Here is a 21,804-nt window from a genome sequence, read left to right as displayed (position 1 = left end):
ATGAAGGTCGTCCTATTCGCCAACACCGATTGGTATCTTTGGAACTTTCGCCGCTCACTTGCGCTTGCCCTGCGCGATGCCGGTTATGAAGTCGTACTTCTTTCTCCGGACGGCCCTTACGGGGAAAAGATCAGGGCATGCGGCCTGCATTGGCAACCAGCGCCCATGGATCGCCGGAGCTTGAACCCCCTCCGCGAAGCGCTGTTGCTGTGGCACTTGGTGCGCCTGTTCCGGTACGAACGCCCGGATGTGGTGCATGGATTCACGATCAAATGTGTGGTGTACGGATCATTGGCTGCGCGGCTTGCCGGCGTGCCTGCGCGGGTGAACGCCGTGGCCGGCATGGGCTACGTCTTCACCAGCCAGTCGTGGAGGGCGCGCGCCCTGCGGCCGCTGGTGCGCGGGCTGTTGCATTTGGCACTGGGCGGGCGCAACGCGCGCCTCATCCTTCAGAACCCTGATGACGTAGCGCTCTTCCGCAAGGCGCGACTTTTGGATTTGGAGCGGGCCCGCCTGATTCCTGGGTCGGGGGTGGATTGCCGTCGGTTTGCGCAAGGTCCGGTGCGCTCCTCGGTAGATCGTGTGCAGGCGTTGCTGCCAGCACGCCTGCTGTGGGACAAGGGCGTGGCGGAGTATGTGGAGGCGGCGCGCCTGCTGCGGGAACGACAGGTGCCGGTGGACCTGTTGCTTGCCGGGACGCCGGATCCCGGCAATCCGGCGGCGGTGCCGGAATCGGCCGTGCGCGAGTGGGTATCCGAGGGCCTGTTGCAGTGGCTGGGGCACGTGGATGACATGCCGACGTTGTTCCGGTCCGTTCAGATCGTGGCGTTGCCCAGCTACCGCGAAGGCTTGCCAAAAGGGTTAATCGAGGCGGGCGCGAGCGGCTGTGCGCTGGTCACCACCGATGTGCCCGGCTGCCGGGAGGTGGTGACGCATGAGGTGGACGGGCTGCTGGTGCCGGTCAAGGATAGCGGGACGCTGGCTGATGCCATCGAGCGGTTGGTGTGGGATCCGGTGCTTCGCCATAGGCTCGGCGTTGCGGCGCGGGAAAAGGCCGTTGCCCAGTTCGATGAACGCATCGTGTTGGCGCGTACCTTGGATGTCTATGCGGAACTGCTGGGCAGCGCGTGACGCGGCGGGAATTCGGTCCATTTTCGAGGGAATGAAATGAAGGTTCTTGTCACCGGCACCGCCGGGTTCATTGGCTCGCACGTGGCGCAGGTGCTGCTGGCGCGCGGTGACGAGGTGGTCGGCATCGACAACCTCAACGATTACTACGACGTCAGCCTCAAACAGGCGCGGCTGGTGCGGCTGCTGACCCGGCCGGGCTATGTCCACGTCACCGCCGACCTGGCCGACCGGGCCGCGATGGAGCAGGCATTTGCCACGCACCGGCCGCAACGGGTGGTGAACTTGGCCGCGCAGGCGGGGGTACGTTATGCGGCCGAGAACCCGCACGTGTACGTCAGCAGCAATGTCACCGGCTTCCTGCATATGCTGGAGGGTTGTCGGAATCACGACATCGAACATCTAGTGTATGCCTCCACCAGTTCGGTCTATGGCGCGAACCGGGCGATGCCGTTTTCCGAGCACGCCGCCACCGAGCATCCGCTGACCCTGTACGCGGCCACCAAGAAAGCCAACGAGATGATGGCGCACAGCTATGCACATCTGTACGGCATTCCGTGCACGGGCCTGCGCTTTTTCACCGTGTACGGGCCGTGGGGGCGGCCGGACATGGCGCTGTTCCTGTTCACGCAGGCGATTCTGGAAGGCAGGCCGATCCGCGTGTTCAACCATGGTCACCACAAGCGCAGCTTCACCTATGTCGATGACATCGTGGAAGGCGTGGTGCGGACGCTGGATCGCGTGCCGGGCAAGGATCCGGACTGGTCCGGCGAGCGCCCCGATCCGGCGACCAGTGGCGTGGCGCCATATCGCCTGTACAACATCGGCAATGAGCAGCCTGTGGAACTGCTGCGCTACATCGAAGTGCTGGAGGATTGCTTGGGCAGGAAGGCGCAAATGGAGATGCTGCCCCTGCAGCCAGGCGACGTGCCCGATACGGAGGCCGACGTGTCCGACCTTATCGCCAATGTCGGCTATCGCCCGGTCGTCCCGGTGGAGGAAGGCGTGGCGAACTTCGTGCGCTGGTATCGGGACTATTACCGTGTCTGAGTGCGAAGCTCTTGCAGGGGCCGCCACCATGGATGAAGCCCCGGTCCGGGCCCGCGTTCATTCTTGTCAGAGGCAGAGCTGCCATCCTCCGGGTGCAGAACCGTAGAATCCGACCGACTAGGCATTGAGGCGACAGGATGTTGCACAAGTTCCTCGGTTTCGACCCGACGCTGACCTTGCTGACCTTCGTGGTCACCGCGGGCGTGCTGTGGCTGATCCAGCCCGTGGCGTATCGGTTCGGGCTGCTGGACCATCCCGCCGGGCGCAAGGACCACGCGGAGCCGACGCCGGTGACCGGCGGGTTGGCGATCTTCGTGGGTTGCGCGGTCGTCTTCCTGTGGGGGCGGTCGAGCAGTCATGCGCTGCATTCGTTCCTCGCCGCCGCGTCCTTGCTGGTGGCGACGGGGATCTACGACGATCTGTACGACCTGCGCTGGTACTGGCGCATCCTGATCCAGACGGTGGCCTCGTTGCTGATGATCTATTGGGGCGGCGTACGGGTGGAGCAGATCGGGCCGGTGTTCGGGCTGGGCGAGTTCTCGTTGGGGTGGCTGTCGGTGCCGTTCACCGTGTTCGCCACCATCGGCGTCATCAATGCGATGAACATGATCGACGGTGCCGACGGGTTGTGCGGCCTGCTTGGGTTGGCCGCGTTGGTGATGCTCTCGGCGGCTGCGATCTATGCGGGCAACGAGGTGTTGGCCGGACGCCTGTCGGTGTTGTGCGGCGCGCTGGCGGGGTTCCTGATCTGGAACATGCGCCTGCCTTGGCGGCCGCGTGCGAAGGTGTTCCTGGGCAACGCGGGCAGCGCCCTGCTGGGATTGGTGATCGCCTGGGTGAGCTTCCGCCTGACCCAGAACAAGGGGCACCCCGTGAACCCGGTGCTGGCGCTGTGGCTGCTGCCGGTGCCGGTAATGGATTGCCTGGTGCTGATCGTGCGGCGGCTGCAGGAGGGACGCTCGCCGTTCTCGGCGGGACGCGATCACATCCACCACATCATGCAGGATGCCGGCTTCGGGCCGACCCGCGTCGCGCTGTGGCTGACCGGGTTCAGCCTGCTCTGCGGGCTGCTGGTGGGGCAGGCGATGCGCATGGACATCCCCAATCCGTTGTTGCTCGCCGCGTTCGCCGCGCTATGCGGGGGCTGGTATCTGCTGACCAGCAAGCGCGAACGCGCGGTGGCGTTCTTCCGCCGGCTGCGCCATGCGCCTCCTCCGGCGCTGGCCAAGGATGCGGTGCGGGAAATCGATTGAATTCCGCGCGAGCGCGCCCGGTGCCGCTCAGCTGCGTTTGCCGGATAGCCAATCCGCCGCGCCCCGGCCGGCCAGCAGGCCGCTGGCGAAGCAGGCAGTGAGCAGATAGCCGCCGGTCGGGGCTTCCCAGTCCAGCATTTCGCCGGCGCAGAAGACGCCGGGCAGGTCGTGCAGCATCAGTGCGTCGTCCAGCGCCTCCAGCCTGACGCCGCCGGCGCTGGAGATGGTTTCCGCCAGCGGGCGCGGGCGCAGCAGGCGCAGCGGCAAGCGCTTGATCGTCGCGGCGATGGCGGCCATGTCCTGCAACGAGGTCTTGTCCATCGTCTCGAATACCAGGGCGGTCTTCGCGCCGTCCAATCCGGCATGGCGGCGCAGGTGTTCGCCCAGGCTGCGGCTGCCGCGCGGTTTTTGCAGGTCGGCGTGCAGGCGCTGCTGGTCGCGGCCCGGCGCCAGGTCGAGGTGCAGATGCGCTTCGCCGTCGCGGGCGATGGCATCGCGCAGGTTGGCGGCGATGGCGTAGATCAGGCTGCCCTCGATGCCGGTTTCGGTCAGCACGCATTCGCCTTGCAGCGCATGGTCGCGGTCGTGCGCATCGCGCCAGTGCGCGACTACGGGCTTCAGCGGCGCGCCGGCATGCTTGCCGGCGAGATGCGGGCTCCAGCCGATGTCGAAGCCGCAGTTGGCCGGGGCCAGCGGTGCGATGTCGACGCCGCGTTGCGCCAGAGTTTCCGTCCAGGCGCCATCGGAACCGAGCTGCGGCCAGCTGCCGCCGCCCAGCGCCAGCACCACTGCGTCGGCCGCGAAGATGGTCTCGCCTTCGGGCGTGGAAAAGCGCAGCGCACCCGCATCGTCCCAGCCCAGCCAGCGGTGCTGGACGTGGAAGTGCACGCCGGTGTCCTTCAGCCTCCGTACCCAGGCGCGCAGCAGCGGCGCGGCCTTGCGGTCCAGCGGGAACACCCGGCCGGAACTGCCCACGTAGGTGTCGACGCCGAAGCCGCGCGCCCACGCGCGCAGGGCGTCGGCATCGAACGCGTCCAGCCAGCGCCCGACCTCGCCGGCGCGCTCGCGGTAGCGCGCATCGAATGCGGGTCGCGCTTCGGAATGGGTGAGATTGAGCCCGCCCTTGCCGGCGATCAGGAACTTGCGTCCCACCGAGCCCTTCGCCTCGAACAGGTGCACGTCGATACCGGCCGCGCGGGCGATTTCGGCGGCCATCAGGCCGGCGGGGCCGCCGCCGAGTACGGCGAGGCGAGAGGGATGCGTCGTGCTCATCCCGCACATGATTCCACGGCCGCCGCCGTCGGGCGACTAGAATGCGCGGTTCGTGGATGCGTCTCGCCGGATTTTCCCCATGATCCTCAACATCGCCGCCTATCTGTTCGTGCCCATCGAGGATGCCGATGCGCTGGCCCAGCGCCTGCGCGAACGCGCCGAGGCGGACGGCCTGCGCGGCACCATGCTGGTGACGCCGGAAGGGTTGAATCTGTTTCTGGCCGCCAACGAAGCGCCACTGCGTGCTTTCCTGGCATGGCTGCGCGAAGACCCGCGCTTCGCGGCGCTGCATGCGAAGGAAAGTTGGAGCGAGGCGATGCCGTTCGCGCGGCTGAAGGTCAAGCGCAAGGCGGAGATCATCACCTTCCGCCGCGAACAGGCCTCGCCGCTGAAGGCGGGCGAGCGCGCGCCGGTGGTGGCGCCGAAGACGCTGGCGCGCTGGATCGAGCAGGGCCATGACGATGCCGGCAGGCGGCTGGTGCTGCTGGATACGCGCAACCGGCAGGAGATCGCCTACGGCACCTTCGCGGGTGCGCTGACCCTGCCCATCGACCGGTTCACCGACCTACCCGCTGCGCTGGCGCCGCATCGCGAGTCGCTGCGCGACGCCACCGTGGTCAGTTTCTGCACCGGCGGCATCCGCTGCGAGAAGGCGGCACTGTGGCTGCGCGAGGACGGCATGGACAACGTGTTGCAGCTGGACGACGGCATCCTCGGCTATTTCGAGGCGGTCGGCGGCGTGGGCTACGACGGCGGCTGCTTCGTGTTCGACGAACGGGTAGCGCTGGATTCGCGATTGCAGCCAATGGCCGATGGCGCTGCGGCCGGGCAGATCGGCGCATGAGCTGGATCGGAATCCTGCTTCTGGTCGTGGCGATCTATGCCGCGATCAAGGTGGTGGGCGCCTTGCTCAAGATTGCGCTGTGGGTCGCCATCCTCGGGTTCGCGTGGTGGTACTTCGGGCCGATGATCGGCGTTCCGTTTCCGTTCTGAGGCCGGCTCAGCTGCCAAGCGCGGCTCCCGCCGCCTGCCCGCTGGCCCACGCCCACTGGAAGTTGTAGCCGCCCAGCCAGCCGGTGACGTCCACCACTTCGCCGATGAAATACAGGCCGGGGACGCGCTTGGACATCATCGTGCTGGATGACAGTCCATCGGTGTCCACGCCGCCCAATGTAACTTCTGCGGTGCGGTAGCCCTCGGTGCCGCTGGCGACCAGCGGCCAATTGCCCAGCAGTTCGGCGATGGCGCGCAGTTCCGGCGCGTTGTACTGGCGCAGTGGTTTGTTGGCGAGCCAGTGTTCGCACAGGCGCTGGGCGAAGCGCTTGGGCAACACTTCGCCCAGCAGGGTTTTCAGCTCCGCGTCTCGGCGGCGCTGCTGCCAGTCGTGCAGCAGCGCGTCGAGGTCGGTGCCGGGCAGCAGGTCCAGGCGCAGGTCGTCGCCCGGCTGCCAGTAGGAGCTGATCTGCAGGATCGCCGGGCCGCTGATGCCGCGATGGGTCACCAACAGGAAGTTGCGGAAGCTGACGCCGTTGCAGCGCGCTTCCACCGGCAGCGAGACGCCGGCCAGATCGTGCAGGCGCTCGGCATGCTTGCCGGTGAGCGTCAACGGCACGAGGCCGGCGCGGGTGGGCAGCACGTCGTGACCGAACTGCTTCGCAAGCTGGTAGCCGAAGCCGCTTGCGCCCATGCTCGGGATCGACAGTCCGCCGCTGGCGACGACCAGCGACGACGCGGCGAACGCACCCTGCGACGTGCGCAGGCGGAAGCCGCCGTCATCGGTCTGCTGCACGTCCTCGACGCTGCAATGCGTGCGGATTTCGACGCCGGCCGCTTCGCATTCGGCCAGCAGCATCGCCACGATCTGCTTGCTGGACTCGTCGCAGAACAGTTGCCCGAGCTCCTTCTCGTGGTAGGCGATGCCGTGCCGCTCCACCAGCTCGATGAAATGCCACGGCGTGTAGCGCGCCAGCGCCGATTTGCAGAAGTGCGGGTTGGCGGAAAGGTAGTTGGCCGGTGTGGTGCCGGTATTGGTGAAATTGCAGCGCCCGCCGCCGGACATCAGGATCTTCTTGCCGACCTTGTTGGCATGGTCGACGACCAGCACGCGCAGGCCGCGCTGCCCGGCGACGATGGCGCACATCAGTCCGGCCGCGCCGGCGCCGATCACGATGGCGTCGAACCGTTCGCTCACGTCCACTCGCGCGAGGGCAGGATGTGACGGCGCTGCGGGCGGCCGACCAGGTCGAGGAAGTTGTTGAACACGGCGTCGGCCTGCGCCTGCATGCCGGCGATATGGCGCTGGGTGTCGGCGCGGATGCGTGCGTCGTCCTGCGTGCCGGACAACTGCTCCAGTTCGCGCCGGTAGGCGGGATTCGCCAGCCAGCGTTCGATCAGTGGCTGATCCATTTCCAGATGGAACTGGAAGCCGTAGGCGTTGTCGCCCCAGCGGAACGCTTGCTGCTCGCAGGTGTCGCTGCGGGCGAGGTGGGTGGCGGTGGCCGGCACCTCGAAATGGCAACCATGCCACTGGAACACCGGCGCGCTGTCGCCGAGCGGCGACAGCACGGTGTCGGTGCGGCCGGCATCGGTGGCGTGCAGGGGATACCAGCCGATCTCCGGCGTGTGGTGGCGCTTCACCGGCGCGCCCAGCGCATGCGCGAGCAGCTGCGCGCCCAGGCAGATGCCCAGCACCGGGCGGCCCAGCTCCAGCATGCGTCCGATGGCGGCCAGTTCGGTGCGCAGGTGCGGGCGCTGCGCCTGGTCTTCCACGTTCATCGGCCCGCCCAGCACCACCAGCCCCTTGTAGCGCTCCACGTCGGGCTGCGCGTCCGGGTTGCGCTCGAAGTTGACGAAGCGGATGCGGTGGCCGCGCTGGCGGATCAGCGGGTCGAGCGTGCCGAGCGGCTCGGCGGCCACGTGCTGGAAGACGAGGAGGCGGGACATCGGGAAACTATGCCAAAGACCGGCGGAGGGCGGCCAATCGCTGGCAACCATATCGGCATGCCAGTGCTTTTCCTTCTCCCCGCATGGCGGGGAGACAGCCCGCTGGGCGGATGAGGGGCGGGCGGTTCGCGCGAAAAGCGCCCCTCACCCGCCTGCGGCACCCTCTCCCCATCTGCGATGGGGAGAGGGAACCGCATTGGTTCAGCGCGGGCCGCGCGGCTTGAAGCCACCGGGCTTGTGGCCGCCTGGCTTGAACCCGCCCGACTTGCGCGGGCTGTCATTGCCGGGGCGGTCGCCGCGCGGCGGGCCGAAGCTGCGCTTGCGCTTGGGGGCGTCCTGATCTTCATTGGTTGCAAGACGCATGTGCAGCGGTCGGCTGGCCACGCGCACGCCCTGCATGTGCTGCAGCAGTTCCGGCGGCATGCCCTCGGGAAGATCGACCAGGGTGTAGTCGTCGCGGATGTCGATGCGGCCGATGAAGCGGCTTTCCAGATCGGCCTCGTTGGCGATCGCACCGACGATGTTGCCCGGCTGCACGCCGTGCTGGTAGCCGACCTCGATGCGGTAGGTCTTCATGCCGACTTCCGGCGCGCCGTGTTCGCGGGGCGTGCGTTCGCGCGGTTCGCGCTGCGCGCGTTCGGGGCGCTCGCGCTGCGGCTTGTCCTCGCGCGGCTGGAAAGTGCGCTCCGGCACGACGGGCTTGGGCAGCAGCAGCGGCGTCTTGCCCTGCACCAGTCGCGCCAGCGCGGCGGCGATCTCCACCGCCGGCACGTTCTTCTCCTGTTCGTAGCGTTCCACCAAGTCGCGAAACACCGACAGGTCGTCGCCGGCCAGCACGCCGTCGATCTTTTCGAGGAACTTGGCGACGCGGCGCTCGTTCACCGCGTCCACGCTCGGCAGGTTCATCTGCTCGATCTTCTGCCGGGTGGCGCGCTCGATCGCGCCCAGCATGCCGCGCTCGCGCGGGGCCACGAACAGGATCGCCTCGCCGCTGCGCCCGGCGCGGCCGGTGCGGCCGATGCGGTGGACGTAGCTTTCGGTGTCGTAGGGAATGTCGTAGTTCAGCACGTGGCTGATCCGCTCCACGTCCAGCCCGCGCGCGGCCACGTCGGTGGCGACCAGCACGTCGATCTGGCCGTCCTTGAGCTTCTGGATCGTGCGCTCGCGGGTCTTCTGCTCGACGTCGCCGTTGATCGCCGCCGCCGCGAAGCCGCGCGCGGCCAGCTTCTCGGCCAGTTCCTCGGTGCCCATCTTGGTGCGGGCGAAGATGATCATCGCCTCGAACGGCTCGGCCTCCATGATCCGGGTCAGCGCGTCCAGCTTGTTGATCCCGCTGACCATCCAGAAGCGCTGGCGGATGCTGGCGGCGGTGGTGGTCTGCGCCTTGATCGCGATCTCGACCGGATCCTTCAGGTAGGTCTGGGCGATGCGCTTGATCTGCGCCGGCATCGTCGCCGAGAACAGCGCGACCTGGCGCGTCTCCGGGGTCTTCTTCAGCACCGCCTCGACGTCGTCGATGAAGCCCATCCGCAGCATTTCGTCGGCTTCGTCCAGCACCAGCATGCGCAGCTCGGACAGGTCGAGCGTGCCGCGCTCCAGGTGGTCGATGACGCGGCCGGGCGTGCCGACCACGACGTGCACGCCGCGCTTGAGCGCATGCAGCTGCGGGCCGTAGCCCTGGCCGCCGTAGATCGGCAGGATCTGGAAGCCGGGGATGTGGTGGGCGTACTTCTGGAACGCCTCGGCGACCTGGATCGCCAGCTCGCGGGTCGGCGCCAGCACCAGCACCTGCGGCTTGCCGGGCGCCGCGTCCAGCCGCGCCAGCGCGGGCAGGGCGAAGGCGGCGGTCTTGCCGGTGCCGGTCTGGGCCTGGCCCAGCACGTCGCGCCCGGCCAGCAGCGGCGGAATGGTGGCGGCCTGGATCGGCGAGGGCGACTCGTAGCCGACCTCGCGCAGCGCGGCCAGCAGGGTCTCGGGCAGGCCGAGGTCGGAGAACAGGGGAGGCGTGGTATCGGCGCTCATGGTGCCTTTGGGCGGAATCGCCGAAGGAGACAGGACCGCATAGTGTACGCGCCGGCCGTGGAGCAGGCGTTCAAGTCCAGTGCCGATGGTGGGGGCCGATACAGGAATCCGCGATTCGCCCGGGTATTTGCCGCATCGCGATGCGAACGATTCTCGGCAACCCCGCGAATGCGGGAAATGGCGCGCGTTTCGCATGATTTCGACGCCGCAAGGTCTGGCCGCCGTCATGCCGCGGCGGTTAGAATGCGCGGCTACTAGCGAGCGGCCATCGCGGCCGGCAAGCCCACCAACGAGAAGAGGCAAGCGTGCTGGCCGAATACCTGCCCACCCTGCTGTTTTTGATCGTCGCCACCGGGATCGGCATCGCCCTGATCATCGTCGGCAACGTCCTCGGCCCCAAGCGGCCGTCCGGCGAAAAGCTCTCGCCCTACGAATGCGGCTTCGGCGCGTTCGAGAACGCGCGCATGCCGTTCGACGTGCGCTACTACCTGGTCGCGATCCTGTTCATCGTGTTCGACCTGGAAATCGCCTTCGTCTTCCCGTGGGCCGTGGTGTTCCGCGAGCTCGGGGTGTTCGGCCTGATCGAGATGGGCGTGTTCCTCACGCTGCTGGTGATCGGCTTCGTGTACGTGTGGAAGCGCGGCGCGCTGGAGTGGGAATGAGCAATATCGTCCAATCAGTATTGGAAGCCGCCAGCAATCCGCTGCCGGAAGGGCGGCTGGACGACATCCTGCGTCCGGATGGCGACAATCCGCTGCTGCAGAACGGCTTCGTCACCACCAGCCTCGACGCGCTGTGGAACTGGGCGCGCACCGGCTCGATGTGGCCGATGACGTTCGGCCTGGCCTGCTGCGCGGTGGAAATGATGCACGCCGGCGCGGCGCGCCTCGACCTCGACCGCTACGGCGTGGTGTTCCGCCCGTCGCCGCGCCAGTCCGACGTGATGATCGTGGCCGGCACGCTGGTCAACAAGATGGCCCCGGCGCTGCGCAAGGTCTACGACCAGATGCCCGACCCGAAGTGGGTGATCTCGATGGGCAGCTGCGCCAACGGCGGCGGCTACTACCACTATTCGTATTCCGTGGTGCGCGGCTGCGACCGCGTGGTGCCGGTGGACGTGTACGTGCCGGGCTGTCCGCCGACCGCCGAGGCGCTGGTGTACGGCATCCTGCAGTTGCAGAAGAAGATCCGCCGGATGGAGCAGAACCCGTTCTCGCGGACGCCGAAGCCGGAGGGCGCGCGCGCATGAGCACGACGCTGGCCAACGAACTGACCGCCCGCTTCGGCGAGGCCGCCGTGGAGGTAGCGCAGCCGCGCGGCGAAGTGACGCTGGAAGTGCCGGCCGCCGACTGGCTGGCCGCCTGCACCGCGCTGCGCGACGAGTTCGGCTTCGACACCTTCGTCGACCTGTGCGGCGTGGACTACCTGGGCCACGGCGGCGACGAGTGGGACACCGTCGGTGTGTCCAACGAAGGCTTCAGCCGCGGCGTGGAAGGCAGCGGCCCGGGCCGCTTCCAGTGGGGCCAGCAGCCCAGCCACGAAGTCGCCCAGCCCGGCACCGCCGCGCCGGACGCCGACATCCCGGGCCGCCGCTACGCCGCGGTGCTGCACCTGCTGTCGCTCGCCCGCAACCTGCGCCTGCGCGTGCGCTGCTTCGCGCCGGACGAAGGCCTGCCGGTGGTGCCGTCCGTCACCGGCCTGTGGCCGGGCGCCAACTGGTTCGAGCGCGAGGCGTTCGACCTGTTCGGCATCATCTTCGACGGCCACCCCGACCTGCGCCGCATCCTCACCGACTACGGCTTCGTCGGCCATCCGTTCCGCAAGGACTTCCCGCTGATCGGCAACGTCGAAGTGCGCTACGACGAGGAGAAGAAGCGCGTGGTGTACGAACCCGTCACCAGCGTCGAGCCGCGCGTGGGCGTGGCCCGCGTGATCCGCGACGACGCCGGCCTGGCCACCGCGCAGGCCGAACGCAGCAGCCGCATCCTGGAGCGGGAGGCACGCCGATGAACGCCCATGCCACGCCCAGCGGCGAAGCGTTCGCCAGCAACCCGGTGGAAGCGACGCAGGAAATCCGCAACTACACGCTGAACTTCGGCCCGCAGCATCCGGCGGCGCACGGCGTGCTGCGCCTGATCCTGGAAATGGACGGAGAAGTGGTGCGCCGCTGCGATCCGCACATCGGCCTGCTGCATCGCGGAACCGAGAAGCTGGCGGAATCCAAACCGTTCAACCAGTCGATCGGCTACATGGATCGCCTGGACTACGTCTCGATGATGTGCAACGAGCACGCCTACGTGCGCGCCATCGAAACGCTGATGGGGGTCCAGGCGCCGGAACGCGCGCAGTGGATCCGCACGATGTTCGACGAGATTACCCGCATCCTGAACCATCTGATGTGGGTCGGCTCCAACGGCCTCGACCTCGGCGCGATGGCCATCTTTCTGTACGCCTTCCGCGAGCGCGAAGAGCTGATGGACTGCTACGAAGCGGTCAGCGGCGCGCGCATGCACGCGGCCTACTACCGTCCCGGCGGCGTCTACCGCGACCTCCCGGAGAAGATGCCGAAGTACAAGGAATCGCCGTGGCGCAAGGGCGGCAAGCTCAAGCGCTTCAACGAATGGCGCGAAGGCTCGCTGCTGGACTATCTGGAGCACTTCACCCAGGACTTCCCGGCGCGGATGGACGAGTACGAAACGCTGCTCACCGACAACCGCATCTGGAAGCAGCGCACCGTCGGCATCGGCGTCGTCACGCCGGAGCAGGCCAAGGGCTGGGGCATGAGCGGCCCGATGCTGCGCGGTTCCGGCATTGAATGGGACCTGCGCAAGAAGCAGCCCTACGCCAAGTACGCGGAGGTCGATTTCGACATCCCGGTCGGCGTCAACGGCGACTGCTACGACCGCTACCTGGTGCGCATGGCGGAAATGCGCGAGTCCAACCGCATCATCGCCCAGTGCGTGAAGTGGCTGAAGGCCAACCCAGGCTCGGTGATGCTGGACAACTACAAGGTGTCCCCGCCGTCGCGCGCGGACATGAAGCAGAGCATGGAAGCGCTGATCCACCACTTCAAGCTGTTCTCCGAAGGCTACTGCGTGCCCGCCGGGGAAACCTACGCGGCGGTGGAAGCGCCCAAGGGCGAGTTCGGCTGCTACCTGGTGAGCGACGGGGCCAACAAGCCGTTCCGCGTGCACCTGCGTGCGCCGGGCTTCGCCCATCTGTCGTCGATGGACGAGATCACGAAGGGGCACATGCTGTCCGACGTGGTGGCGATGATCGGCACCTATGACATCGTGTTTGGTGAGGTTGACCGATGAGAGCGACCGGCAATTTCGAAGCCTGCCGCAACGTGGATCCGCTGGTAGCGTTGAGCGATGCGACGCGCGCGCACATCGATCACTGGCTGACCAAGTTCCCGCCGGAGCGCAAGCGTTCCGCCGTGCTGCAAGGGCTGTTCGCGGCGCAGGAGCAGAACGGCGGCTGGCTGACCGACGAACTGATCGCGGCGGTGGCGAAGTATCTCGACCTGCCGCCGGTGTGGGCCTACGAGGTCGCCAGCTTCTACTCGATGTTCGAGACCAAGAAGGTGGGCCGCAACAACGTGGCGTTCTGCACCAACATCAGCTGCTGGCTCAACGGTGCGGAAGACCTTGTCGCGCACGCCGAGAAGAAGCTGGGCTGCAAGCTGGGCGAAACCAGCGCCGACGGCCGCATCTACCTCAAGCGCGAGGAAGAATGCGTGGCCGCCTGCTGCGGCGCGCCGGTGGTCGTCATCAACGGGCATTACCACGAGAAGCTCGACGCCGCGCAGGTGGACGAGCTGCTGGACGGGCTGAAGTAATGGGCGGACATTCCCACTATTCGGAAGGCTACGGCCCCGTCGGCCCCGCGCCGAAGGAGCATCAGGCCGTTTACACCACGCTGCATTTCGACAAGCCGTGGTCGTACGAGAACTACCTCAAGACCGGCGGCTATCAGGCGCTGCGCAAGGTGCTGACCGAGAAGATCCCGCCTGCCGATATCATCGAGATGGTGAAGGCGTCGGGTCTGCGTGGTCGCGGCGGCGCGGGCTTCCCGACCGGCTTGAAGTGGAGCTTCATGCCGAAGCACGACGGCGAGAAGTACATCCTGTGCAACTCGGACGAATCCGAGCCGGGTACCTGCAAAGACCGCGACATTCTTCGCTACAACCCGCATGCGGTGCTGGAAGGGCTGGCGATCGCCTGCTACGCCACCAATACCAAGGCGGCCTACAACTACATGCGCGGCGAGTTCCACCACGAGCCGTTCGAGCATATCGAGGAAGCGTTGGCCGAAGCCTACAAGCACGGCTGGCTGGGCAAGGACATCCTCGGCAGCGGCATCGACATCGACATCTACAACGCGCTGGGCGCGGGCGCCTACATCTGCGGCGAGGAAACCGCGCTGATGGAGTCGCTGGAAGGCAAGAAGGGCCAGCCGCGCTACAAGCCGCCGTTCCCGGCCAACTTCGGCCTGTACGGCAAGCCGACCACCATCAACAACACCGAGACCTACGCCTCGGTGCCGGCCATCGTGCGCAACGGGCCGGAATGGTTCATGGCGCTGGGCAAGCCGAACAATGGCGGCTGCAAGATTTTTTCGGTCAGCGGCCACGTCGCCAAGCCGGGCAACCATGAAATCCGCCTCGGCACGCCGTTCTCCGAACTGCTGGAGCTGTGCGGCGGCATCCGTCCCGGCCATCGCATCAAGGCGGTGATCCCTGGCGGTTCGTCGATGCCGGTGCTGCCGGGCGAGACGATGATGCAGCTGACGATGGACTACGACGCCATCCAGAAGGCCGGTTCCGGCCTCGGCTCCGGCGCGGTCGTCGTCATGGACGAAACCACCTGCATGGTGCGCGCCTGCCAGCGCATTGCCCGCTTCTACAAGGCGGAAAGCTGCGGCCAGTGCACGCCCTGCCGCGAAGGCACCGGCTGGATGTACCGCATGCTGACCCGCATCGCCAATTTCGAGGCGACGCTGGACGATTTGCAGATGCTGCGCGCCGCCGCCGGCCAGATCGAAGGCCACACCATTTGCGCCTTCGGCGAAGCCGCCGCGTGGCCGGTGCAGGGCTTCCTGCGCCACTACTGGCACGAGTTCGAATACGCCATCGTGAACAAGCGTTTCTACGTCGATGACGAACGCGCCGGCACGCTGGTTCAACCCGAAAAGGTGGCCGCATGAGTGCGCAGCCGGTCAACCCGAACCTGCCGCCCGACCACGTCACCGTCTTCATCGACGATGTCGAGATGGCGGTGCCGAAAGGTTCGATGATTATCCAAGCGGCGGACAAAGCCGGTATCCCGATCCCGCGCTTCTGCTACCACGAGAAGCTGCCGATTGCCGCCAACTGCCGCATGTGTCTGGTCGATACCGAAGTCGGCGGTCGCGCCGCGCCCAAGCCGTCGCCGGCCTGCGCCACGCCGGTGATGGACGGCCTCAAGGTATTCACGCGCAACGAGAAGGCGCTGAAGGCGCAGCGCAACGTGATGGAGTTCCTGCTGATCAACCACCCGCTGGATTGCCCGGTCTGCGATCAGGGCGGCGAGTGCGAGCTGCAGGATCTGTCGCTGGGCTACGGTCGCTCGGTCAACCGCTTCGTCGAGCGCAAGCGCGTGGTGGCCGACGAGGACATGGGGCCGCTGGTCGCCACCGAGATGACCCGCTGCATCCAGTGCACGCGCTGCATCCGCTTCACCGCGGAGATCGCCGGCACCTACGAACTCGGCGGCATGTACCGCGGCGAGAACCTGCAGATCGGCACCTTCGACGGCAAGCCGCTGACCACCGAACTGTCCGGCAACGTCATCGACGTCTGCCCGGTGGGTGCGCTGACCAACAAGGTGTTCCAGTTCAAGGCGCGCCCGTGGGAGCTGACTGCGCGGCCGTCGATCGGCTACCACGACGCGCTCGGCAGCAACCTGTTCCACCACGTCCGCCGCGGCGACATCCTGCGCAGCGTGCCGCGCGACAACGAGGCGGTGAACGAGTGCTGGCTGTCCGACCGCGACCGCTACGCGCATGAAGGCCTGTCCGCCGACGACCGCGCCGTCGCGCCGCTGATCCGCGACGGCGAAGGCTTCCGCGAAGCCAGCTGGGACGAGGCGCTGGCGAAGGCCGCGCAGATCCTGCGCGACAACGCCGGCGACGCGCTCGGCGTGCTGGCGCATCCGGCCACCTCGAACGAGGAGGGTGCGCTGCTGGCGCGCCTGGCCGAAGGCCTGGGCAGCGGCAACATCGACCACCGCATCGGCCAGCTCGACCTGTCCGACGGCGCGCACGCGCAGGCGTTCGCCATGCCGGTCGCGGAGATCGAACAGGCCGACGCCATCGTCATCGTCGGCTCCAACCTGCGCCACGAAGTGCCACTGCTGCACCAGCGCGTGCGCAAGGCGGCCAAGCGTGGCGCCAAGGTGCACGTGGTGAACTCGGTCGATTTCGACTTCACCTTCGCCATCGCGTCCAGGCACGTCGTCGCGCCGTCGCAACTGGCCGACGCCATCGCCAAGGTCGATCTGGGCGATGCCGCCAACGTCGCGGTGATCGTCGGCGGCGTGGCCGAGAACGGCCCGCATGCCGCCGCCGTCCGCAAGGCCGCCGCCGACTTCGCCGCCGCGAAGAACGCGAAACTGTGCCGCATCCCGCAGGGCGCGAACGCGCTGGGCCTGTCGCGGCACGGCGTGCTGCCGGCCGCGCGCGACGCGCAGGCGATGTTGCGCGAGCCGCGCAAGGCCTACGTGATCTACGGCATCGAGCCGGGCCTCGATTTCGCCGACCAGCGCACCGCGCTGACGGCACTGGGCGCGGCGCAGGTGGTGGCGTTCAGCCAGTTCGCCTGCCAGTCCACCCGCCGCGTGGCCGACGTGATCCTGCCGATCGGCGCGCTGCCGGAAGTCGAGGCCACGCTGACCAACCTCGACGGCATCGCCCAGGCGACCGCCGCCGCCGGCAAGCTGCCGGGCCAGGCGCATTCCGGCTGGCGCGTGCTGCGCGCGCTGGGCGGCGACCTCGCGCTGCCCGGTTTCGAGTTCACCGACCTGGACGGCCTGCGCGCCGGCCTCGCGCCGAAGACGGTGCAGGTGGCGAAGGGCGGGGCGGTTGCGCCGGCGTCGGGTGGCCTCGAAGTCGCCGCCTCGCAGGCGATCTATCGCGTCGATGCGGTGATCCGCCGCTGCGGCGCGCTGCAATCGCATCCGCTCAACGCCGGCCCGCACGCGTCGCTGAATCCCGCCGACGCCGCTGCCGCCGGGATCGGCGAAGGCGCGATGGCGAAGTTCAGCACCGCCACCGGCACCGCCACCTTGCAGGTGCTGCTCGACGCGCGCGTTGCCCAAGGCAGCGTCTGGATCGAAGCAGGCTACGGCGCGACCGCGCCGCTTGTGGCTGCAAGTTCGCTGGAGGTCGCCCGCGCATGAGCATCGCCATCAACGCCATGTTGGGCAATCCCCTGATGCAGTACGCCATCGACCCGCTGCGCGAAGCCCTGCTGTCGCTCGGCACGCTGGGCATGCTGGTCTGGATCGTCTTGAAGATCCTCGCCATCGCCGTGCCGGTCATCGTCGCCGTCGCGTTTTACGTGGTCTGGGAGCGCAAGCTGATCGGCTGGATGCACGTCCGCCACGGGCCGATGTACGTGGGCTGGGGCATCCTCCAAGCCTTCGCCGACGTGTTCAAGCTGCTGTTCAAGGAAGTGGTGCAGCCCAGCGTGGCGCAGCCCGTGCTGTACCGCCTCGCGCCGCTGCTGGTGCTGGTGCCGGCGTTCGCCGCGTGGGCGGTGGTGCCGTTCGACGCGCAGGTGGTGCTGTCCAACGCCAACGCTGGCTTGCTGTACTTGCTGGCGATGACCTCGCTGGGCATCTACGGCGTGATCATCGCCGGCTGGGCCTCGAACTCGAAGTACGCCTTCCTCGGCGCGATGCGCGCCTCGGCGCAGATGATCAGCTACGAGATCGCGATGGGCTTCTCGCTGGTCGGCGTGCTGATTGCCGCCGGCAGCCTGAACCTGACCGACATCGTGATGGCGCAGTCCGGCAAGGGCTTCCTCGGCTGGTTCTTCATTCCGCTGCTGCCGCTGTTCGTGGTGTATTTCGTGTCCGGCGTGGCCGAGACCAACCGCGCGCCGTTCGACGTGGTGGAAGGCGAATCGGAAATCGTCGCCGGCCACATGGTCGAATACTCCGGCTCGCAGTTCGCGCTGTTCTTCCTGGCCGAATACGCCAACATGATCCTGGTCAGCTTCCTGACCGCGATCTTCTTCCTCGGCGGCTGGCTGAGCCCCCTCCAGGGCATCGTCGATTTCGGCAGCGTGCATTGGACGGTGAACTGGATCTGGCAGGGCGGTTGGCCGTGGCTGCTGGCCAAGGTGTTCTTCTTCGCCACCTGCTTCCTGTGGTTCCGCGCCACCTTCCCGCGCTACCGCTATGACCAGATCATGCGGCTGGGCTGGAAGGTGTTCATCCCGATCACCATCGCCTGGATCTTCGTGACCGCGCTGCTGGTGTACTTCGGCGTGATCGGCGGTGGCGCAACCGGAGCGGCGGCATGAGCAAGCTGGTGTCCTACTTCAAGAGCCTGCTGCTGCTGGAACTCGCCAGCGGCATGTGGCTGACCCTGAAATACCTGTTCCGTCCCAAGTACACGCTGATGTACCCGATGGAGAAGACCCCGCAGTCGCCGCGCTTCCGCGGCGTGCACGCGCTGCGCCGCTACGCCAACGGCGAGGAACGCTGCATCGCCTGCAAGCTGTGCGAGGCGGTGTGCCCGGCGCTGGCGATCACCATCGAGGCCGCGCCGCGCGCGGACGACGGCAGCCGCCGCACCACCCGCTACGAGATCGACCTGTTCAAGTGCATCTTCTGCGGCTTCTGCGAGGAGTCCTGCCCCACCGACTCCATCGTCGAGACGCACGTGCACGAATACCACTTCGACAAGCGCGGCCAGAACGTGCTGACCAAGCCGCAGCTGCTTGCGATCGGCGACCGGCTGGAGCCGGAAATCGCCGAGCGCCGCGCCGCCGACGCCCCGTACCGTTGAGGCAAGACCGAGCATGGACTTCGATTTCCCAACCCTTGCCTTCCTCGGCTTCGCGGCGGTTGCCGCGATTGCCGCGCTGGCCGCGATCACCGCGCGCAACCCCGTGTACGCGGTGCTGTGGCTGGTGCTGACCTTCTTCTCGGTGGCCTGCACCTGGATCGTGGGCGGCGTCGAGTTCCTCGGCATCGCGCTGGTGCTGGTCTACGTCGGCGCGGTGATGGTGCTGTTCCTGTTCGTGGTGATGATGCTGGACATGGAAAAGGCCCCGGCGCGCGAGGGCTACGTGCGCTACCTGCCGGTCGGGCTGGTCGTGGCGGCGGTGATGCTGGTGCAGATGCTGGTGCTGATCGGCGTGCGCAGCGCGCTGCAATCGCCGCTGGCCGACAACGCCGCGGTTGCCGCCGGCGTGCCGAACACCACCTGGCTGGCGCATGCGCTGTTCACCGATTTCATGCTGCCCTTCGAAGTGGCGGCGGTGATCCTGACCGTGGCGGTGGTGGCGGCGGTGATGCTGACCCTGCGCCGCCGTCCGGGCGCGCGCCACCAGAACCCGTCCGAGCAGGTGCGCGCGCGCGCGTCCGAGCGCGTGCGGATGGTGAAGATGCAGGCGGAAGTCCCCGCCGCGCCGGCGCAGCCGGAGGAGGGCGCGCAATGAACAACCTCGTGTCCGCCCTGACCTTGGGCCACTACCTCGCGCTGGGCGCGGTGCTGTTCTGCATCAGCGTCGCCGGCCTGTTCCTGAACCGCAAGAACGTGATCATGCTGCTGGTGTCGCTGGAGCTGATGCTGCTCTCGGTGAACATCAACTTCGTCGCCTTCTCGCGCTCGCTGGGCGACGCCGCCGGGCAGGTGTTCGTGTTCTTCATCCTGACCGTGGCCGCCGCCGAGGCTGCCATCGGTCTGGCGATCCTGGTCACCTTGTTCCGCAACCGCCGCACCATTGATGTTGCGGACATCGACAGTTTGAAGGGCTGACCTGATGGATTCGGCAATCCTGATCTCCAAGACCCAGCTCGTGCTGGTGGTGCTGCTGCCGCTGATCGGCAGCATGCTTGCCGGCCTGTTCGGCCGCCAGATCGGCCGCGCCGGCGCGCATACCGCCACCATCCTCGGCGTGGCCGCCAGCTGCGCGCTGTCGATGCACGTGCTGTGGCAGGTGCTGCACGGGGCCGCGCCGTTCAACGAGAACCTCTACACGTGGCTGCAAGTGGGCGACGTGTCGGTGAACGTCGGCTTCCTGGTGGACAAGCTGACCGCGATGATGATGGTGGTCGTCACCTTCGTCTCGCTGCTGGTGCACATCTACACCATCGGCTACATGGCCGAGGACGACGGCTACCAGCGCTTCTTCAGCTACATCTCGCTGTTCACCTTCAGCATGCTGATGCTGGTGATGAGCAACAACTTCATGCAGCTGTTCTTCGGCTGGGAAGCGGTGGGCCTCGTCTCCTACCTGCTGATCGGCTTCTGGTACAAGAAGCCGACGGCGGTGTTCGCCAACCTCAAGGCCTTCCTCGTCAACCGCGTCGGCGACTTCGGCTTCCTGCTGGGCATTTCCGGCGTGCTGCTGTGGATCGGCTCGCTCGATTACGGCACGGCCTTCGCCAATGCCGACGCCATCCGTGGCGCGACCGTGGAAATCCTGCCGGGCCATGCGTGGTCGATCGCCACCGTCATCTGCATCTGCCTGTTCATCGGCGCGATGGGCAAGTCGGCGCAGGTGCCGCTGCACGTCTGGCTGCCGGATTCGATGGAAGGCCCGACCCCCATCTCGGCGCTGATCCACGCGGCGACGATGGTGACCGCCGGCATCTTCATGGTGGCGCGCATGTCGCCGCTGTTCGAGCTGTCGGAGACCGCGCTCAACTTCATCCTGTTCATCGGCGCGACCACCGCGTTCTGGACGGGCCTGATCGGCATGGTGCAGAACGACATCAAGCGCGTGGTCGCCTATTCCACGCTGTCGCAGCTCGGCTACATGACCGTGGCGCTAGGCGTGTCGGCGTACTCGGCAGCGGTCTACCACCTGATGACCCACGCCTTCTTCAAGGCGCTGCTGTTCCTCGGCGCGGGCTCGGTCATCATCGGCATGCACCATGAGCAGGACATGCGCAAGATGGGCGGCCTGCGCAAGTACATGCCGATCACCCACCTCACCATGTGGGTCGGCACGCTGGCGCTGGTCGGCACGCCGTTCTTCAGCGGCTTCTACTCGAAGGACACCATCATCGAGGCCGCCGCGCACCACGCGCACGAAACCGGCGGCTGGATCGCGCAGTACGCCAACTGGGCGGTGCTGCTGGGCGCGTTCGTCACCAGCTTCTACAGCTTCCGCCTGCTGTATCTGACCTTCTTCGGCAAGGAACGCTTCAAGGACGCACACGGCCATGGCCATGACGCGCACCACGATGCGCATCATCACGACGCGCACCATGACGAGCACGGGCACGGCCACCACGGCGCGCACGAGCCGCACGAATCGCCGTGGGTGGTGACGCTGCCGCTGGTACTGCTGGCGATCCCGTCGGTGCTGGTCGGCTTCTTCACCGTCGGCCCGATGCTGTTCGGCACCGACATGCTCGGCCACGCCAGGCAGCTGCCGTTCTTCGAGGGCGCGATCCACGTGTTGCAGCAGAACGACGTGATCGCCGCGCTGGCCGAGGAGTTCCACGGCCCGATCGCCTTCGCGCTGCACGGCTTCACCGCCCCGGCGTTCTGGCTGGCGCTGGCCGGCTTCGCGCTGGCGACGCTGCTGTACCTGATCAAGCCGGAGCTGCGCACGGGCATCGTTCGCGCGCTGGCCGCGCCGATCCGCCTGCTGGATCGCAAGTACTACATGGACGATCTGTGGATCGGCGGCTTCGCCGGCGGCAGCCTGAAGCTGGGCAAGTTCTCCAGCCTGTTCGACAGCAAGGTGATCGACGGGGCCGTGAACGGCAGCGTCCGCCTCGTCGGCGGGCTGGCGGCGGCGCTGCGCAAGGTGCAGACCGGCTACCTCTACCACTATGCGTTCGCAATGATCTTGGGTTTGGTCGCGCTGCTGGCGATGGCCAAGTACTACTGGCAGTAAGCCGGCAAC

21 protein-coding genes are annotated in these 21,804 nt (G+C 67.2%); 17 read left to right on the top strand and 4 right to left on the bottom strand.

Annotated features, from left to right (window positions below; all coding sequences use genetic code 11):
• From H9L17_RS02005 to H9L17_RS01995, 3 genes are all read left to right on the top strand, one after another.
• A complete protein-coding gene (locus H9L17_RS02005) occupies positions 1 to 1,131 on the top strand; it encodes a glycosyltransferase family 4 protein (protein ID WP_187570716.1) in 1,131 nt (376 codons plus the stop codon).
• Between the two features lie 36 nt (positions 1,132 to 1,167).
• Positions 1,168 to 2,178 carry an NAD-dependent epimerase gene (locus H9L17_RS02000; protein WP_187570715.1) on the top strand — a complete coding sequence of 337 codons (1,011 nt, stop codon included), beginning with the start codon at positions 1,168 to 1,170 and terminating at the stop codon, positions 2,176 to 2,178.
• A 137-nt stretch (positions 2,179 to 2,315) separates the two neighbouring features.
• The gene (locus H9L17_RS01995; protein ID WP_187570714.1) at positions 2,316 to 3,431 is read left to right on the top strand and encodes an MraY family glycosyltransferase; all 1,116 of its coding nucleotides are present in this window, start codon (positions 2,316 to 2,318) and stop codon (positions 3,429 to 3,431) included.
• Between the two features lie 27 nt (positions 3,432 to 3,458).
• On the opposite strand, the gene H9L17_RS01990 is transcribed toward H9L17_RS01995, so the two are convergent.
• A complete protein-coding gene (locus H9L17_RS01990; RefSeq protein WP_425507377.1) occupies positions 3,459 to 4,703 on the bottom strand; it encodes a TIGR03862 family flavoprotein in 1,245 nt (414 codons plus the stop codon).
• A gap of 79 nt (positions 4,704 to 4,782) precedes the next feature.
• Here H9L17_RS01990 and H9L17_RS01985 point away from each other — a divergent pair, with 79 nt between their 5' ends.
• Positions 4,783 to 5,547 carry a sulfurtransferase gene (locus H9L17_RS01985; protein ID WP_187570712.1) on the top strand — a complete coding sequence of 255 codons (765 nt, stop codon included), beginning with the start codon at positions 4,783 to 4,785 and terminating at the stop codon, positions 5,545 to 5,547.
• The gene (locus tag H9L17_RS01980; protein WP_187570711.1) at positions 5,544 to 5,696 is read left to right on the top strand and encodes a hypothetical protein; all 153 of its coding nucleotides are present in this window, start codon (positions 5,544 to 5,546) and stop codon (positions 5,694 to 5,696) included. Before H9L17_RS01985 ends, H9L17_RS01980 begins: the two co-directional genes overlap by 4 nt.
• 7 nt (positions 5,697 to 5,703) lie before the next feature.
• Here the strand turns inward: H9L17_RS01980 and H9L17_RS01975 are convergent, their stop codons facing one another.
• The 3 genes from H9L17_RS01975 to H9L17_RS01965 form a co-directional block, all read right to left on the bottom strand.
• The gene (locus H9L17_RS01975) at positions 5,704 to 6,843 is read right to left on the bottom strand and encodes a BaiN/RdsA family NAD(P)/FAD-dependent oxidoreductase (RefSeq protein ID WP_246455248.1); all 1,140 of its coding nucleotides are present in this window, start codon (positions 6,841 to 6,843) and stop codon (positions 5,704 to 5,706) included.
• A 47-nt stretch (positions 6,844 to 6,890) separates the two neighbouring features.
• A complete protein-coding gene (locus H9L17_RS01970; RefSeq protein WP_187570709.1) occupies positions 6,891 to 7,646 on the bottom strand; it encodes a type 1 glutamine amidotransferase in 756 nt (251 codons plus the stop codon).
• A 201-nt stretch (positions 7,647 to 7,847) separates the two neighbouring features.
• Positions 7,848 to 9,668: a DEAD/DEAH box helicase gene (locus H9L17_RS01965; protein WP_187570708.1), complete on the bottom strand. Its 1,821-nt coding sequence runs from the start codon at positions 9,666 to 9,668 to the stop codon at positions 7,848 to 7,850.
• A gap of 305 nt (positions 9,669 to 9,973) precedes the next feature.
• Between H9L17_RS01965 and H9L17_RS01960 the strand changes: the two genes are divergently transcribed.
• From H9L17_RS01960 to nuoL, 12 genes are read left to right on the top strand one after another with little or no spacing between them, the layout of a single operon-like run.
• On the top strand, positions 9,974 to 10,330 hold the full coding sequence (locus H9L17_RS01960; RefSeq protein ID WP_187570707.1) for an NADH-quinone oxidoreductase subunit A: 357 nt from the start codon (positions 9,974 to 9,976) through the stop codon (positions 10,328 to 10,330).
• Positions 10,327 to 10,917 (top strand): NuoB/complex I 20 kDa subunit family protein, encoded by a 591-nt coding sequence (locus H9L17_RS01955; protein WP_187570706.1) that lies wholly within the window; start codon positions 10,327 to 10,329, stop codon positions 10,915 to 10,917. The genes H9L17_RS01960 and H9L17_RS01955 overlap by 4 nt, the downstream gene beginning before the upstream one ends.
• Positions 10,914 to 11,678 carry an NADH-quinone oxidoreductase subunit C gene (locus H9L17_RS01950; RefSeq protein ID WP_187570705.1) on the top strand — a complete coding sequence of 255 codons (765 nt, stop codon included), beginning with the start codon at positions 10,914 to 10,916 and terminating at the stop codon, positions 11,676 to 11,678. The genes H9L17_RS01955 and H9L17_RS01950 overlap by 4 nt, the downstream gene beginning before the upstream one ends.
• A complete protein-coding gene (locus tag H9L17_RS01945; RefSeq protein ID WP_187570704.1) occupies positions 11,675 to 12,985 on the top strand; it encodes an NADH-quinone oxidoreductase subunit D in 1,311 nt (436 codons plus the stop codon). Before H9L17_RS01950 ends, H9L17_RS01945 begins: the two co-directional genes overlap by 4 nt.
• On the top strand, positions 12,982 to 13,509 hold the full coding sequence (gene nuoE / locus H9L17_RS01940) for an NADH-quinone oxidoreductase subunit NuoE (protein WP_187570703.1): 528 nt from the start codon (positions 12,982 to 12,984) through the stop codon (positions 13,507 to 13,509). Before H9L17_RS01945 ends, nuoE begins: the two co-directional genes overlap by 4 nt.
• On the top strand, positions 13,509 to 14,876 hold the full coding sequence (gene nuoF, locus H9L17_RS01935; protein WP_187570702.1) for an NADH-quinone oxidoreductase subunit NuoF: 1,368 nt from the start codon (positions 13,509 to 13,511) through the stop codon (positions 14,874 to 14,876). The genes nuoE and nuoF overlap by 1 nt, the downstream gene beginning before the upstream one ends.
• On the top strand, positions 14,873 to 17,107 hold the full coding sequence (gene nuoG, locus H9L17_RS01930) for an NADH-quinone oxidoreductase subunit NuoG (protein ID WP_187570701.1): 2,235 nt from the start codon (positions 14,873 to 14,875) through the stop codon (positions 17,105 to 17,107). The genes nuoF and nuoG overlap by 4 nt, the downstream gene beginning before the upstream one ends.
• A gap of 17 nt (positions 17,108 to 17,124) precedes the next feature.
• On the top strand, positions 17,125 to 18,237 hold the full coding sequence (nuoH, locus tag H9L17_RS01925) for an NADH-quinone oxidoreductase subunit NuoH (protein WP_425507435.1): 1,113 nt from the start codon (positions 17,125 to 17,127) through the stop codon (positions 18,235 to 18,237).
• On the top strand, positions 18,234 to 18,725 hold the full coding sequence (nuoI, locus tag H9L17_RS01920) for an NADH-quinone oxidoreductase subunit NuoI (protein WP_187570700.1): 492 nt from the start codon (positions 18,234 to 18,236) through the stop codon (positions 18,723 to 18,725). Before nuoH ends, nuoI begins: the two co-directional genes overlap by 4 nt.
• A 13-nt stretch (positions 18,726 to 18,738) precedes the next feature.
• Complete coding sequence (locus H9L17_RS01915) at positions 18,739 to 19,380, top strand: NADH-quinone oxidoreductase subunit J (RefSeq protein ID WP_187570699.1); 642 nt, start codon at positions 18,739 to 18,741, stop codon at positions 19,378 to 19,380.
• Positions 19,377 to 19,700: an NADH-quinone oxidoreductase subunit NuoK gene (gene nuoK / locus H9L17_RS01910; RefSeq protein ID WP_187570698.1), complete on the top strand. Its 324-nt coding sequence runs from the start codon at positions 19,377 to 19,379 to the stop codon at positions 19,698 to 19,700. The genes H9L17_RS01915 and nuoK overlap by 4 nt, the downstream gene beginning before the upstream one ends.
• Positions 19,701 to 19,704: 4 nt before the next feature.
• Positions 19,705 to 21,795, top strand: coding sequence for an NADH-quinone oxidoreductase subunit L (nuoL, locus tag H9L17_RS01905; protein WP_187570697.1), 2,091 nt, complete (start codon positions 19,705 to 19,707; stop codon positions 21,793 to 21,795).
• Positions 21,796 to 21,804: the final 9 nt, after the last annotated feature.

Origin of the sequence: Thermomonas brevis (assembly GCF_014395425.1) — a bacterium.
Taxonomy (GTDB): Bacteria; Pseudomonadota; Gammaproteobacteria; order Xanthomonadales; family Xanthomonadaceae; genus Thermomonas; species Thermomonas brevis.
This window is presented reverse-complemented; position numbering and strand designations above follow the sequence as displayed.

Excerpts from the sequence above, each read along its gene's own strand:
- H9L17_RS02005 (WP_187570716.1), top strand. The coding sequence starts at position 1 with ATGAAGGTCGTCCTATTCGCCAACACCGATTGGTATCTTTGGAACTTT.
- H9L17_RS02000 (WP_187570715.1), top strand. The coding sequence starts at position 1,168 with ATGAAGGTTCTTGTCACCGGCACCGCCGGGTTCATTGGCTCGCACGTG.
- H9L17_RS01995 (WP_187570714.1), top strand. The coding sequence starts at position 2,316 with ATGTTGCACAAGTTCCTCGGTTTCGACCCGACGCTGACCTTGCTGACC.
- H9L17_RS01990 (WP_425507377.1), bottom strand. The coding sequence starts at position 4,703 with ATGAGCACGACGCATCCCTCTCGCCTCGCCGTACTCGGCGGCGGCCCC.
- H9L17_RS01985 (WP_187570712.1), top strand. The coding sequence starts at position 4,783 with ATGATCCTCAACATCGCCGCCTATCTGTTCGTGCCCATCGAGGATGCC.
- H9L17_RS01980 (WP_187570711.1), top strand. The coding sequence starts at position 5,544 with ATGAGCTGGATCGGAATCCTGCTTCTGGTCGTGGCGATCTATGCCGCG.
- H9L17_RS01975 (WP_246455248.1), bottom strand. The coding sequence starts at position 6,843 with ATGTGCGCCATCGTCGCCGGGCAGCGCGGCCTGCGCGTGCTGGTCGTC.
- H9L17_RS01970 (WP_187570709.1), bottom strand. The coding sequence starts at position 7,646 with ATGTCCCGCCTCCTCGTCTTCCAGCACGTGGCCGCCGAGCCGCTCGGC.
- H9L17_RS01965 (WP_187570708.1), bottom strand. The coding sequence starts at position 9,668 with ATGAGCGCCGATACCACGCCTCCCCTGTTCTCCGACCTCGGCCTGCCC.
- H9L17_RS01955 (WP_187570706.1), top strand. The coding sequence starts at position 10,327 with ATGAGCAATATCGTCCAATCAGTATTGGAAGCCGCCAGCAATCCGCTG.
- H9L17_RS01950 (WP_187570705.1), top strand. The coding sequence starts at position 10,914 with ATGAGCACGACGCTGGCCAACGAACTGACCGCCCGCTTCGGCGAGGCC.
- H9L17_RS01945 (WP_187570704.1), top strand. The coding sequence starts at position 11,675 with ATGAACGCCCATGCCACGCCCAGCGGCGAAGCGTTCGCCAGCAACCCG.
- nuoE (WP_187570703.1), top strand. The coding sequence starts at position 12,982 with ATGAGAGCGACCGGCAATTTCGAAGCCTGCCGCAACGTGGATCCGCTG.
- nuoF (WP_187570702.1), top strand. The coding sequence starts at position 13,509 with ATGGGCGGACATTCCCACTATTCGGAAGGCTACGGCCCCGTCGGCCCC.
- nuoG (WP_187570701.1), top strand. The coding sequence starts at position 14,873 with ATGAGTGCGCAGCCGGTCAACCCGAACCTGCCGCCCGACCACGTCACC.
- nuoH (WP_425507435.1), top strand. The coding sequence starts at position 17,125 with ATGTTGGGCAATCCCCTGATGCAGTACGCCATCGACCCGCTGCGCGAA.
- nuoI (WP_187570700.1), top strand. The coding sequence starts at position 18,234 with ATGAGCAAGCTGGTGTCCTACTTCAAGAGCCTGCTGCTGCTGGAACTC.
- H9L17_RS01915 (WP_187570699.1), top strand. The coding sequence starts at position 18,739 with ATGGACTTCGATTTCCCAACCCTTGCCTTCCTCGGCTTCGCGGCGGTT.
- nuoK (WP_187570698.1), top strand. The coding sequence starts at position 19,377 with ATGAACAACCTCGTGTCCGCCCTGACCTTGGGCCACTACCTCGCGCTG.
- nuoL (WP_187570697.1), top strand. The coding sequence starts at position 19,705 with ATGGATTCGGCAATCCTGATCTCCAAGACCCAGCTCGTGCTGGTGGTG.